At 69.6% G+C, this 14,098-nt stretch carries 8 protein-coding genes; 6 read left to right on the forward strand and 2 right to left on the reverse strand.

Annotated features, from left to right (window positions below; all coding sequences use genetic code 11):
* The first annotated feature begins 164 nt into the window (after window positions 1-164).
* Window positions 165-1,349: a hypothetical protein gene (locus tag WMF46_RS48935; protein WP_437983537.1), complete on the forward strand. Its 1,185-nt coding sequence runs from the start codon at window positions 165-167 to the stop codon at window positions 1,347-1,349.
* A complete protein-coding gene (locus WMF46_RS48940; RefSeq protein WP_437296883.1) occupies window positions 1,324-1,875 on the forward strand; it encodes a DUF2452 domain-containing protein in 552 nt (183 codons plus the stop codon). Before WMF46_RS48935 ends, WMF46_RS48940 begins: the two co-directional genes overlap by 26 nt.
* A gap of 13 nt (window positions 1,876-1,888) precedes the next feature.
* Here the strand turns inward: WMF46_RS48940 and WMF46_RS48945 are convergent, their stop codons facing one another.
* Together WMF46_RS48945 and WMF46_RS48950 are read right to left on the reverse strand one after the other, a co-directional pair.
* Window positions 1,889-2,875, reverse strand: a complete 987-nt coding sequence (locus tag WMF46_RS48945; RefSeq protein WP_437988026.1) for an NAD(P)H-quinone oxidoreductase — start codon at window positions 2,873-2,875, stop codon at window positions 1,889-1,891.
* A gap of 25 nt (window positions 2,876-2,900) precedes the next feature.
* Window positions 2,901-4,061, reverse strand: coding sequence for a serine/threonine-protein kinase (locus WMF46_RS48950; RefSeq protein WP_437983538.1), 1,161 nt, complete (start codon window positions 4,059-4,061; stop codon window positions 2,901-2,903).
* Window positions 4,062-4,573: 512 nt separating this feature from the next.
* On the opposite strand from WMF46_RS48950, the gene WMF46_RS48955 reads away from it, so the two are divergent.
* The 4 genes from WMF46_RS48955 to WMF46_RS48970 all read left to right on the forward strand — a co-directional run bounded on the left by WMF46_RS48955 (window position 4,574) and on the right by WMF46_RS48970 (window position 13,987).
* Window positions 4,574-6,247 carry a protein kinase domain-containing protein gene (locus WMF46_RS48955; protein WP_437983539.1) on the forward strand — a complete coding sequence of 558 codons (1,674 nt, stop codon included), beginning with the start codon at window positions 4,574-4,576 and terminating at the stop codon, window positions 6,245-6,247.
* Between the two features lie 424 nt (window positions 6,248-6,671).
* Entirely contained in the window at window positions 6,672-9,758 is a 3,087-nt protein-coding gene (locus tag WMF46_RS48960; RefSeq protein WP_437983540.1) for an AAA family ATPase, read from the forward strand.
* A gap of 216 nt (window positions 9,759-9,974) precedes the next feature.
* The gene (locus WMF46_RS48965; RefSeq protein WP_437983541.1) at window positions 9,975-12,191 is read left to right on the forward strand and encodes a SulP family inorganic anion transporter; all 2,217 of its coding nucleotides are present in this window, start codon (window positions 9,975-9,977) and stop codon (window positions 12,189-12,191) included.
* 704 nt (window positions 12,192-12,895) lie between these two features.
* Window positions 12,896-13,987: a polyamine ABC transporter substrate-binding protein gene (locus WMF46_RS48970; RefSeq protein WP_437983542.1), complete on the forward strand. Its 1,092-nt coding sequence runs from the start codon at window positions 12,896-12,898 to the stop codon at window positions 13,985-13,987.
* Window positions 13,988-14,098 lie beyond the last annotated feature (111 nt).

Here is a 14,098-nt window from a genome sequence, read left to right on the forward strand (position 1 = left end):
CGCGCGCCGCGCGCCGCGCGCCGTGGTTCGCCCCGTGCTCGGCGCCGGCCGTCGCGCTCGCGGCCGGCGCGCCGCGCCGGCCGTCGCGATCGCCGCCGGCCGCGAGCGCGACGGGGCCCACTTTCCCGTGCGCTTCCCGTGCGCTCGTCTAGTCTCCACCGGCCATGCGACCGAGCGCCATCGCCCTGTCCTCGCTGCTCGCCGCGTCTGTGGCCCCGCTCGCGGCCGCGCAGCCGTCGGCCGATCTCCGCGGGGTCCGCGCCTCGATCGACCCCGGGGCCGGCGTCTACCTCGAGCCCGCCGCGACCCCGGACACGGGCGAGTGGAGCGCGAGCCTCTGGGCCTCGTACGCCTACCGCCCCGTCGTGCTCCGCGATCCCGCCTCGGGCGAGGTCCGCTTCGACGTCATCCGCCACCAGGTCAGCGCGGATTTCGCGGCCGGCGTGGGCATCGCGCGGCGCTTGCTCGTGGGGCTCACGCTGCCCGTGGTCCTCCACCAGACCGGCGACGCGCCCATGTCCGACGCCACGCGGGTGCTCGGCGACACGTGGCTCCCGGCGCAGGCGCTCGGCGATCTCGGCCTCGTCGGCAAGCTCACGCTCGTGCAGCCCACCGGCGGCGATCTCGGCGGGCTCGCGCTCGCGCTGCACGAGCGCTTCACGCTGCCCACGGGGGACGAGGCGTCGTTCGTGGGCGAGGGGGGCGTCACGAACGAGCTCAGGCTCCTCGCCGAGTACCGCCTGATCGCGTTCGGCGCGCACCTCGCGGCGGGGGTCAAGCTCCGCGCCGGCGAGGCCCGCTTCGGGTGCCAGGCGACCCCGGTCTCCGCCGCGGGCGACGATCCGTGTCCCACGGTGTTCGGCCACGAGCTCCCCTTCGGCCTCGGCCTCTCGTTCCGGCCGCAGATCCTGGGCATCGACCCGGAAGGGCGCGCCACGTTCTTCCTGGAGGCGCACGGGCACCTCCCGCTCTCGCCGATCGCGCCGTTCTCGAGCCAGGAGGCGGCCGCGCTCGAGCTCGGCCTCGCCGCGCGCTACGCGCTGGGCGACGTCTCGTTCCTGGCCGGCGTCGAGACGGCGCTGGCCGGCGGCGTCGGCACCACGCCGCTGCGCGCCGTCCTCTCGGTGGCCTGGACCCCGCGCGTCCACGACGCCGACGAGGACGGCGTTCCGGACGACGTCGATCAGTGCGGCGAGCTCGCGGAGGACCGCGACGGCTTCCAGGACGACGACGGGTGCCCCGAAGGGGACAACGACGAAGACGGCGTCTTCGACGACGAGGACCGCTGCCCCGCGCAGAAGGAAGACGAGGACGGCGTCGCGGATGAAGACGGGTGCCCTGACCCGTGACGCCGGGCCGTGGACGATCCATGACGACGTGGACCGCATGAGCGACGACGGCTACACGAAGCACGGCGGCGGCCGCCACGAGGGGCCCTCCCGCACCTCGCCCTATCCCCTGAGCCGGCTCTCCGCGCCGCACGAGCTCGTCGACGTGGCGCGGGAGATCCAGCAGGCGGACGCGCTGCTCGGCGCGGTCACCGGCGGCAAGCTCGCGCAGATCGCGCGGCAGATCCGGTCGCTCCAGGAGGAGGCGCGGCGGGTCCTCGAGGCGGCGCAGCGCGACGGCGAGCTCCACCGTGCGGCGTGCAGCTTCAAGAAGCGGCCCGGCCACGTCTACCACCTGTACCGGCGCGGCGACGGCGTCCCTTACCTCTCGATGCTCTCGCCCGAGGAGTGGGGCGGCTCGCCGCCGCACGCGTTCGAGGGCTCGTACCGCCTCGAGGTCGACATGTCGTGGACGCCGGCTGACGAGGCCGAGGCGCACGACGCGGAGGCCGGCGCGCTCGCGCGGCTCACCGGCCGCGGCGCCTGACCGCGGCGCTCGCTCACCCGCCGAGCTGGAGCAGCACCTTCCCGAACGACGCGTTGCTGGCGACGTAAATATGCGCCGCGGCGGCATCGCCGATCGGGAAGACCCGGTCCACGACCGGCCGCACCGCGCGGCTCGCGAGCCAGGGGGAGATGTTCCGCTCGAGCACCTGCGCCGCCGCGATCTTCTCCTCGAGCGGGCGCGAGCGGAGCACGGTGCCGAAGAGCTCGATGCGCTTCCGCAGGATCTCGCGCAGGTCGAGTTCCGTGGACGCGCCGGCCGTCAGCCCGACGAGCGCGATCCGGGCCCTCGGCGCGCACGCCTTGATGTCCTCGCCGACGTACGCGCCTCCGACGAGCTCGAGGACCACGTCGACCCCCGCGCCTCCGGTCGCCTTCAGCACCTCGCCCGCGAACGTCGCGCCCGACGTCGCGATCCCGGCGTGCAGCCCGAGCTCGCGGCAGCGATCCAGCTTGTCCTGCGTGCGCGACGTCCCGACGACGAAGCACCCGAGCGCGCGGGCGATCTGGAGGCCGGCCGTGCCCACGCCGCTGCCGACCGCGTGCACGAGCGCGCGCTCGCCGGGCGCGAGCCGGGCGCGCGTCACGAGCGCGTCGTAGGCGGTGACGAACGCCTCGGGGACCGCCGCCGCCTCCTCGTCCGTGAGCCCGTCCGGCACCGGCGCGACCTCGCGCTCGTGCGCGACGACCCGCTCGGCGTAGGCGCCGCCCGGGAGGAGGCCGAAGACGCGATCACCCGGCGCGAAGCGGCGCGCGCCCTTCCCCGTGGCCTCGACCACGCCGGAGTACTCGAGCCCCGGCACGTCCTGCGGGGCGCCGGGCGGCGCCGGGTAAAAGCCCAGCCGCTGGAGCAGATCGGCGCGGTTCACCCCGGCGAAGCGGACGGCGACGCGCACGTGCCCGTCGGGCACCTCGGGCGCATCGACCTCGCGCACCTCGAGGACCTCCGGCCCGCCCGGCTCGCGGATGACGACGGCGCGCATCTTCAATGTGCCGCTCACGCCCCGTTCATTCTTCCATGGGCGGCGGGAGCACGCTCTTCCGGTAGAAGTATTCCACCTTCTCGGAGTCCGGATCGGCCGGCTCCTTCTCCGGCTCGACCGGCGCGTTGCCGCCGATCGCCGCCTCGATCTGCACCTGCTCGAGGGCGTCCATCATCGAGGCCGCGCTCGGGAAGCGCTCCTCGCGGTCGAGCGCGAGCGCGCGCATCGTCGCGACGTCGAGCGAGTGGGGCACCTCGGGCCGCAGCATGCGCGGGCGGATCGGCTTCACGCGCTGGATCTCGGCGAGCAGGGCGGCGGCCGTCGGCGCCTTGAACGGCAGCTGCCCGGTGAGCATCACGTAGAGCAGCATGCCCACCGAGTAGAGGTCCGCGCGCGCGTCGAGATCGCGGACGCCCTGCGCCTGCTCCGGGGCCATGAACGCGGGCGTGCCGGCGATCGCGTGGCTCCCCGCGGCGGCCATCGAGACGAGGATCGACGGCGCCACCCCCGTGTTGAACGCCTCGGCGACGCCGAAATCGAGCACCTTCACCGTGAGCGGGCCGCGGTCGCCGCCGACGAGACAGATGTTGTCCGGCTTGAGATCGCGGTGGAGGATGCCCTCGGTGTGCGTGACGACCAGCGCGCTGAGCACCTGGACGGCCACGTCCAGCACGACGGGAATGGGCATGGGGCGCTCGCGCGCGAGCCGCTCGGTGATGGTCTCGCCCTCGAGGCGCTCCATCACGAGGTAGGGCGTGCCGTCGTCGAGCACGCCCAGATCGTAGACCTCGACGATGTTCGGATGGCCGAAGCGGCCGGCGACGGCGGCCTCGTTGTGGAAGCGCGCGATGGCCGTCTTGCTCTGAGCGTACTGGCCGCGGAGCGTCTTGATCGCCACCCGGCGCCGCAGGCCGATGTGGATCGCGTCGTAGACCATCCCCATCCCGCCCTTGGCGATGACGCCGAGGATGCGGTAGCGGTCGTGCAGCAGGCGGCCGACGAGCGGCGCTTCCTTCGTCGGCCGCGGCTGATCGGGATCGATATCGGGCGGCAGCGGCCCGTCTACCGGCCACCCCGACTCGCCCCTGCTCGTCGGCGGTACCCGCGTCGAGGAGGGCGGGGCGACGCTCGGCGTGAGCGCCGTGCCGTGCACCGGGCACCTCTCGGTGTCCGACGGGTGCGGCAACCCGCACGCCTGGCATCGGATGAAGTGCTGCGGCGGCATCGGGGACCCGGTCAGAGTACGGGTACATCCGCCCATGCAGCAAGCTCGTTCAGGGAGCGAGCGTCCCGGCTGGGGGGGCACGCCCACAGCGTGTGGTTGGGTAGCCAACCCATGTCATCTTCAGCAGCTGGGTTGGATCGGCTCGCGGCTTACGGTAGGCTGAGCTCAAACGTGCCGCAGCCGGTCCGAAAACCAACCCGACGAGCGCGAGAGGTTCCGCAGCGGGGCGGGTACCAGAATTTGCATCCGAACGTAAGGCGAAACGTAAGACGAAACGTGAGACGAAGCGTAAGCCGGAACGTGAGGCGGTACGTCGACCTGAACGTTGACCAGCACGTAAGCCAGTACGTAAACCAGTACGTAATTCGAACGTAAGTCGAGCGTTGGGCAGCGCGTGACGGGCTCGGGGTACGCTTTCCCCGACTGCCAGCAGTGGGGGCCAGCGGGATGGGAAGGGGAAAGAGACAGAGGCCATGAGCACGGCGGAGAAGCTTTCGGACGGTGCCTCGGCCAGCGGTGAGTCCGATCCGCTGCTGGGAAAGGTCTTGAATCAAAAGTTCAAGATCCACTCCCTCCTCGCGACGGGCGGCATGGGCGTCATCTATCGCGGCGAGCAGATCGCCCTCGAGCGGCAGGTCGCGATCAAGGTCCTGACGCCCACGAACTCATCGAATCAGATCGACCCCAACTTTCATAAGCGCTTCTTCCTCGAGGCGAGCATCCTCGCCAGGCTCCAGCATCCGAACATCGTCACGGTCTTCGACTACGGCCGAGTCGAGAACATGGAGCCCGAGCGGTACTTCATGGCCATGGAGTTCCTCGAGGGCGAGACGCTCTTCCGGCGGCTGCGCAAGGCCGGCCGCCTCTCGGCGCCCGACTCGATGGGCATCGCCCGGCAGATCGCCCGCGGGCTGCGCGAGGCGCACAAGCACGGCGTGGTGCACCGCGATCTGAAGCCGTCGAACGTCATGCTCGTCCCCGGCGAGGACACCGGAGAGCTCGTCAAGATCCTCGATTTCGGCCTCGTGAAGGTGCTCGCGGACGACTCGGAGGAGCTCACGCAGCAGGGCTCGTTCCTCGGCTCCCCGCGCTTCATGTCGCCGGAGCAGATCTCGCACGGCAAGGTCGATCTGCGGACGGACGTGTACTCGCTGGGCGTGATCCTCTATCAGATGCTCTGCGGTAAGGTCCCGTTCGAGGCGCAGAACTCGGTCCAGATCCTGATCGCCCACCTCCAGCAGCCCGTCCCGCGGATGAAGGAGCGCAACCCCGAGGCCGACGTGCCCGAGCCGCTCGAGGCGTTCGTGCTGCGCTGCCTGTCGAAGGATCCGGACGGCCGACCGACCAACATGGAGGCCCTCATCCGCGGGCTCGGCGAGTGCGCGCAGGCGATGGGCCTGTCCCCGGCGTTCGGCTCGACGGGCCTCGTGACCATGGACTCCACCGGCACCGGCAGGATGCCGACGCCGATGCCGCCCGTGCGCGTGATGACGGCGATCCCCGCCAGCTCGTCGTCGCCCACGTCGACGTCCGGCGCCACGACCTCGCAGGTGGACGACGCCTCGCTCGGCGCCGCCTCGCGCCCCGCCGACGCCGCGCCGCAGGGCCGAAAGGGCATCGTGCTCGTCGCGGTGGGTGTCCTGGCCGTCGCGGGCATCGGGGTCGCGATGTCGCAGATGCGCTCCAGCGAGCCGCCGCCGGCGCCGGCCGCTGCGCAACCGGAGAGGCCGCAGGCCGCGCCGCCGCCCGCCGACGTCGGGTCGTTCGTGCTGATGGTCGAGTCCATGCCGTCCGGCGCCGAGGTGCTGGAAGACGGCAAGCCGCTCGGGAACACGCCGCTCCAGCTGTCGCTGTCGAACAGCTCCGTGCGCGCCAACCCGCGCCGGTTGACCGTGCGCCACGAGGGGTACGAGCCGTACTCGATCGTCCAGGGCCCCTCCGATCAGTCCGTGCGCCTGGTCGCCACGCTCACGAAGCAGGCCGCGGCGCCGACGAGCACGCCTGCCGCGCCCACGCCGCCCCCGGCCGCCCCGGCGCCTCGCCCGTACTCCGGCCGGCCGGCCGTCAGGCCCGCGCCCGCTCCAGACGCGCCGTCCCCGCCCCCGCCTCCTTCTCCTCGGCCGCTGGATATCCAGATCGAACGATGACCCTCCAGCGCCCCACACACCACATCGTCGTCTCCCCGTCTGTCTTCACCGCGCGGCCGCTCTGGGCGGATGACTTCGCCGACGTGGAGGCACCTTGTTCCAGGCTTTCCGTCGGCGGGCACCCCCCGCGCAGTGCGCACGGTGACGGTGAAGGAGACGATGTGCCGCATTCTCCGGAACATGCGCAAATGTACGCGCACGAACGCGCGCGCGAACACGCGGAGGGACACGCGTGCGCTCGGTCCGTGCAGCGCGGCGAACATCAAATCCAGCGGCGAACCCAGGCTGCGCTGACCGACCGAACGATCGATCGAAGATCCCCGTATTCATCCGTTCCCGCCGGCAGTAGACTCCAGGCTCTGCGTCCCGCAGACGCGCTTCCCAGGCCGATTCCAAGCGGGATCCGTTGCTGAGGAGCAAGGAAATGAACCCGCTCGTCCCCGACTTCATCATCCAGCAAGACGCTCTCGGCAACACCGAGGGCAGCTTCACGGGGGCGGTGCTGATGATCGACATCCCCGGCTTCACCGAGCTCACGGAGAAGCTGATGCAGCACGGCCGCGCGGGCGCGGAGACGCTCGCCGGCACGCTCCGGTACTACTTCGACCCGCTCATCGCCGCGGTCCACCACGCCGGGGGCTTCATCACGAACTTCGCGGGCGACGCGTTCACGGCGCTGTTCCAGGACACGCCGGACCGCAAGGTCGCGGAGTACGTGCTCGGCGCGGCGCTCGCGATGCGCGACCTGTTCGCGGAGCACCCCGAGCGCGACACGCCCTTCGGCAGCTTCCCGTTCTCGTTCCGGATGGGGCTCGCTTGGGGCTCGGTCGAGTGGGGCATCGTCCGCATCTCCCCGGAGCGCGCGTACTACCACTTCCACGGGCAGGCGCTCGCCGCGTGCGTCGCGATCGAGCGGCAGGCGCTGAAGGGCGACATCCTCCTCGACCGCGCGCTCTGCGATCGCATCCCGCCCGCGAGCGCGAAGTACCACGGCGAGGGCGTCTACAAGCTCGGCGACGTGCCGGCGCCCAGGATGCCGCAGGTCCCGAGGAACCCGCCGCGCGGCGAGGGCACCGCGTTCGTGGCGAGGGGCGTCGCGGACATGCCCCCGGAGGGCGAGTTCCGCAACGTCACGAGCGTCTTCCTCTCGTTCGAGCAGATCCCGAGCTTCGCGGAGCTCACGCGCCTCCTGCACGAGCTCTCCGAGCTGTACGGCGGCACCTTCACGGGCATCGACGCGGGCGATCTCGGCATCGCCGCGCTGATCCACTTCGGCGCCCCGATCACCCACGAGAACGACAACGATCGCGCGCTCGACTTCGCGCTGGAGCTGAAGAAGCGCGGCCTCCGGCAGATGCGCCTCCGCGCGGGGATCACGCGCGACGTCCGGTACGCCGGCTTCAACGGCGGCACCGAGCGCCACGAGTTCGCGTGCATCGGCCGCGCGACGAACCTCGCCGCGCGCCTCGTCGCGAAGGCCCCCTGGTCGGCGATCTGGGCCGACGAGCAGGTCTTCCGCGCCGGTGAGACGAGCTACCAGTGGACGACGGAGAACATCTTCCGGTTCAAGGGCTTCGATCTGCCCATCCTCGTCTACTCGCTGGAGCGCCGCCGCATCTCGGTCCAGAAGGAGTTCTACGACCTCGGCCTCATCGGCCGCGAGGCGGAGATCGAGCAGCTCGTGCGCTACGTCGGGCCGATCTTCGAGGGCAAGCCGGCCGGGATCACGTACATCGACGGCGAGCCGGGGCTCGGGAAGAGCTACCTCGTGCAGCGCTTCCGCCACCGGTGCGAGGAGCACCAGAGCGACCGGCCCTTCCTGTGGATCGACGCGCGCTGCGACCAGACGCTCCAGAGCTCGCTGAACGCGTTCGAGTTCGCGCTGAAGGAGTACTTCTGGGAGTCCTCCGCGCTCGGCAAGGAAGAGAAGCTCACGAACTTCGACGACGCGTTCGAGTACCTCCTCGAGCGCCTGCCCGAGAGCCAGGCCGCGCTGAAGCGCGAGCTCGATCGCGCGCGCTCGGTGTTCGCGGCGCTCATCGGCATCCGGTGGGAGGACTCGCCGTACGAGCGCCTGCACCCGAAGCTCCGGTACACGAGCACGCTCTCGGCGCTGAGCTTCGTCTTCCTCGCCGAGGCGTCGCTCCAGCCGGTGATCCTGCACCTCGAGGACGCGCACTGGGCCGACGAGGACTCGCTCGAGGCGGTGCGCGTGATCGCGCGCGCCTGCCGGGGGCTGCCCATCGCGATCATCTGTACGACGCGGCGCAAGGACGACGGCACCCCCGTCCGCATCCCGCTCGACCCGGGCATCTCCGAGAACGTGATCGAGCTGAAGCCGCTGCCGCGCGAGCAGCTCCTCGCGCTCGCGGTCCCGTTCTTCGGCGGCCCGATGCCGGACATGCTCGCGACGCTCCTCTGCGAGACGGCCGGCGGCAACCCGTTCTTCGCGCAGGAGATCCTCGCCTACTGGCTCGAGGACGGGCGCTACGGCTCGAGCTCGAGCTCCATCTCGATCTCGAACACGTTCATGCCGCCGAAGAACGTGAACAGCCTGCTCATCTCGCGCCTCGACCGGCTCGACGCGAAGGTGAAGCAGACGATCGTCGCCGCAGCCGTCCTCGGGCGCGAGTTCGACCTGCGGGTGCTCGCGCTGATGCTCCCCGACGCCTCCGTGCTCGAGGAGCACGTGCGCATCGGCGAGGCGCAGTGCATCTGGTCGCAGATGACGGAGCGGCGCTTCCAGTTCAGCAACGCGCTCCTCCGCAACGCGGCCTACGAGATGCAGTCCCGCGCGCGGCTCCAGGAGCTCCACCGGCTCGCGGCCGAGGCGATCGAGAGCCTCTACGGCGATGACCTCGAGGACCAGCTCGTCGCGCTCGGCCGCCACTGGCGCCGCGCGGGCAAGGTGGACCACGCGCGCCGCTACTTCCTCGCGGGCGCCCGCAAGGCAGCGGCGCGCTACGCCCACGAGGAGGCGACCCGCCTCTACCGCGTCTACTTCAAGCTCTCGCCGGAGCCGACGCCCGAGAGCGTCGTCGTGCGCTACGAGTTCGCCCGCGACGTTCTCGAGGCGAGGGGGCGGTACCAGGAGGCGCGGCAGGAGCACATCCGCGTGCTCACCGACGCCCAGAAGCTCGGCGATCGCGGGTCCGAGTCGCTCGGCTTCCTCGGCCTGGGCCGTACGCACTGGGCGATGCAGCAGCCGGACGACGCGCGCACCTACTGGGAAGAGGGGCTGCGCGCCGCGCGCGAGGCGGGCAACCTGCCGACCGAGGGGCTCACGCTCGCGAGCCTCGGGATGGCCTACGCCGTCCAGGGCCGGTACGACGCCGCCCGGACGCTCTACTCGCGCGCGATCACGGTCGAGCGGCAGATCGGGAACCGGCGCGAGGAGGCGAGGCTCCTCGGGGAGTTCGCGAAGCTGCACCGGCTGAGCGGCCACCTCGGCGAGGCGGAGGCTCTGCAGGAGCAGGCCGCTGCCATCGAGCGTGAGCTGGGGGCTTCTTGAGCCGGTGGGGGACGCTGCCGTGCCCTCCGCCCACGCGAAAGCGACCCCGTCGTCCGACGTCGTCGCGCGTTCCCTAGATCGCGGCGCAGAGGCCCCGCCGGCCCGCGCGGCGCCGGCGCGCCCCGGCCCTCGCCGCCCTGCGAATTCCGCTGACAATCGATCACGAGGTCTCCCAAGAGCATGACACGACAGGCAACAAAGGAGTCACCTGCGCTGTTGAACGAGGAGCTCCTTGAGAAGGCGAAGCCTTCCAAGCTCATGCCCGCCGTGATCGCCGGAATGGTCTCGGGGACGCTGGTCGTCTCGTTCGATATCTCCCTCGGCGCGCTGATATTCAACCACGGGCTCGCCGATTACCTCTCGAGAGGGATCGGCATCATCCTGATCAGCTCCGTCATCGTCGGCGTGATCGTGTCTCTCCTCAGCTCCTACAAGCCGGTGATCGCCGCGCCGCAGGAGGACGCCGCCGTCATTCTCGCCTCGATGGCGGCGGCGATCACGACGGCCATCGCGCAGAAGGACCCGGCGGCGAGCCCGTTCCCGACGGTCGTGGCCGCCATCGCGATCACCTCCGTGGTCGCGGGCGGCTTCTTCCTGCTGCTCGGGCTCTTACGGCTCGGCATCCTGGTCCGCTTCATCCCGTACCCCGTCGCCGGCGGCTTCATCGCAGGCGCCGGTTGGCTCCTCCTCCAGGGCTCGATCTCGGTGATGTCCGGGCAGCCATCGACGCTCGACATTTTTCCGGCCGTGGTGATGGATCCGGAGCTCTTGAAGCGGGTCCTGCCGGGCCTCGTGTTCGGCGTCCTGCTCCTCGTGGTGCTGCGCCGGTTCTCGTCGCTCCTGCTCCTCCCCGTGCTGCTCGGGGGCTCGATCGTGGTGTTCTACGTCTCGCTGGGGCTCGCCGGCGTCAGCGTGCAGCAGGTGCTCGAGGGTGGCTGGCTCCTTGGTCCGTTCCCGACCGCGTCGCTCTGGCCGCCGATCGGGGTCTCGGACCTCGCGAAGGTGGACTGGTCGGTCCTGTTCAGCAGCGCGGGCAACGTCGCCGCCGTGATGATCATGGCCGCCATCACCGTGCTGCTCAGCGCGTCAGGCGTCGAGCTCGCGACGGAGCAGGAGATCGATCTCGACCGCGAGCTGCGGGCCACGGGCGTCGCGAACATCGTCACGGGCCTCTTTGGCGGCATGGTCGGCTACCTGTCGCTGGCCGAGTCGTCGATGAGCTACAAGGCCGGCTCGAACAGCCGCATCTCAGGGCTGGTCGCCGCGGCCATCAGCTGCATCGTGCTCTTCGTCGGCGCCGAAGCCATCCTGTACTTCCCGCGCCCCGTCCTCGGGGGCCTGATCGCGTATCTCGGGTTCCACTTCCTCATCAACACGCTCTACGAGGGCTGGTTCCGGCTGCGGCGCATCGAGTACTTCGTCATCGTGGTGATCCTCCTTGTCGTCGCCGTCCGGGGCTTCCTTGTCGGCATCGGCGTGGGGCTCGGCGTCTCGTTCATCCTCTTCGCGCTCAGCTACAGCCGCATCGAGGTGGTGCGCAACGCCATCACCGGGGTCCACCTGCGCAGCAACGTCGCTCGCAGCGAGGGCGAGCTGGAGACCCTGACGGCGCGCGGCAAGCAGCTCTACGTGCTCCAGCTCCAGGGGTACATCTTCTTCGGGACGGCGTACAACCTGCTCTCGACCGCCCAGCAGCGCATCCAGAGCGACGAGGACGAGAGGCCGCGTTACCTGCTGCTCGACTTCCTCCACGTCAACGGCATCGACTCGTCCGCCATCGCGAGCTTCCTCCGGCTCCGCAGGCTCGCCAAGTCGAACGGCGTCAAGCTCATCTTCACGGCGGTGCGTGCGGACATCCGCAATCACCTCGAGCGGGGTGAGGTCTTCCTGGCCGAAGGCGACGAGGTGTCCCTGCTCTACCCGGATATCGATCGAGGTCTCGAGGCGTGTGAGAAGGAGATCATCGCAGACGCGCCGCCCAGCATGCTGCCGCCTCCGATGCTGTTCTACGATCTCCAGGATGTGTTCGGCGGTCGCCCGGAAATGCTACGTTTCAAGGACTACCTCGAGCGCGTGGAGCTCCCGGCTGGGTTCGATCTGTTCCGGGCCGGAGATGTCTCGAAGGACCTCTACCTCATCGAGAACGGGGAGCTCACGGCCTGGGCCGAGATCGACGGAAAGAAGGAGAAGCGGCTCCGCACGATGGGGCCGGGGTCGGTCGTGGGCGAGTCCGGGCTCTACATGGGAGAAAAGCGGTCGGCGACGGTCACCGCCAGCCAGAAGTCCACGCTCTACCGGCTCTCGGAGGAGGCGCTGCAGCGAATGACGGCGGAGGCGCCCGAGCTGGCTGCGGCCTTCCACCACTTCGTGGTCACGCTCCTGGCCAAGAGGATCGTGCACGCGACGTCGCCCGTGAAAGCGCTGTTCAACTAGACTCGATCGGTCCGGCCTGGAGCGTTGCGTTCCCGTGGAGACTCGCTTGCAGCATGGTGCGACGGCAATACGCCTCCCGCCGGTGCGCGCCGCGCACCAGGGAGCCGGCGTGTCCGCTCTTCAATGCTGCACGCGTGCGCACCTGGCTCCCGCAGATCCGATCGCGCACGACGCGCACGACGCGCACGATCACCAAGCGCGGCCCGCGAGCATTGCCGTCCTGTGTTCCGGTGGCGTCGAAACACGCATTGCCGTGCCGCGCGCCGTTTCACCCGGGGGAGAACAATCTCGTGTAGACGCTATCCCGGAGGTGCGTGGATGCGCGGTGAACACACATTTGAATGCAATTTCGACGATCTCTTTCGGATTCAGAGCCACGGAATGTACGATTCGCCTAAGCTTGCGAACAGTCGTGGTTTCGCTCCGAATGAGAAGGCCAGTCGTGTTGCTCACCGCGCAACACATTTTCCTTGACAAGGGGACGCGCGCTTGCAATCCACGGTCCATAGGGTTGCCGCCGGGGCTGCCCGGCATCCCGCGCGCGTCCTACCGGCCGATGGGGGCCTCGGCCTGCAGACGCGCTCCGCTGGCTTTCGCTTCCCGAGATCCCAGAGGCCAGCATCGCGCCAGCGAACACCCGCAGGCCTGTCCGCCTTGAGCAGCTGGAGAAAGGACAACTTATGAAAACTCAACGTCGACCCCTGATGGTACTAGCCATTCTGTTGGGTGTCCTATCGATCGCCGCCTGCGGCAAAGATAAGGCTCCTTCTGAAGCACGTCCAGAGTCGGGCACCAAGGAAGCTCCGGCTCAGCCCTCCGAGCTCAGCGTCCTCATCTTCCCGAACTACCTGGACGACAAGAGCATCAAGGACTTCGAGACGCAGAACAACGCCCGTCTGCGGCTCACGATCTACGACTCCACCGAGGAGATGGAGAGTAAGCTCGCTTATGCGGGCGCCGACGCGCAGTACGATGTCGTCGTGATGGCGGCGCACGCCAGCGGGCGGCTCGCGCGGCGTGGGCTCATCCGCCCCCTGGATCACGCCCAGCTCCCGAACCTGAAGAACCTCGAGTCGCGGTTCTCGGGCCCGAACTTCGACGAGGGCAACAAGTACTCTATCCCTTACCAGTGGGGCACTGTCGCGATCATCTACAACAAGAAGAAGATCCCCAACATGGATCCGACGTGGGGCGTGCTCTTCGACGCCCAGAAGACGCCGGGCACGTTCGTGCTGATCGACGAGATGCGCGACATGGTCGGCGCGGCGCTGAAGTACAAGGGATTTTCCAGCAACACGTCGAAGCCTGAAGAGATCCGGGAGGCCGGGCGCATCCTCAAGGAGGCCAAGAGCAACCCGAAGTGCCTCGGCTTCAAGGGCGGCATCGGCGCGACGCAGGACGTGAAGGGCGGCTCCGTCGACATGGCGGTCGTCTGGAACGGGGACGCGCAGAAGGTGGTCTGGGAGGACAAGGATCGCCTCGCCCTCGTCATTCCGAAGGAAGGCTCCGTGATCTGGGTCGACGTGATGACCGTGCCCACCAAGTCGCCCCACCCCGAGCTGGCTCACAAGTTCATCAATTACATGCTGACCCCCGACGGCGGCTCGCAGCTCTCGATGATGACGAAGTACGCGACCCCGAACAGCGCCGCGCAGGCCAAGCTGCCGGTGGAAGACCGCACGAACCAGCTCATCTATCCGACGGGCGATATGGCGACCCGCCTGGAGGCCCATCGTGATCTCGGCGAGTCGGCCAAGCTCTATGACGAGGTCTGGGCGGCCGTGAAATCGAACTGACCTTGAGGCGATGGCGCCAGCGAGGTGCTCAGCCTCCGATCACGCCGATGCCCATCCTGCGCGACGCGCCGGTGTCGAGCGCACGCCCTAGCTGGAATCCGGGCCGCTGCG

Origin of the sequence: Sorangium sp. So ce117, from assembly GCF_051524395.1 — a bacterium.
Classification (GTDB): Bacteria; Myxococcota_A; Polyangia; order Polyangiales; family Polyangiaceae; genus Sorangium; species Sorangium cellulosum_B.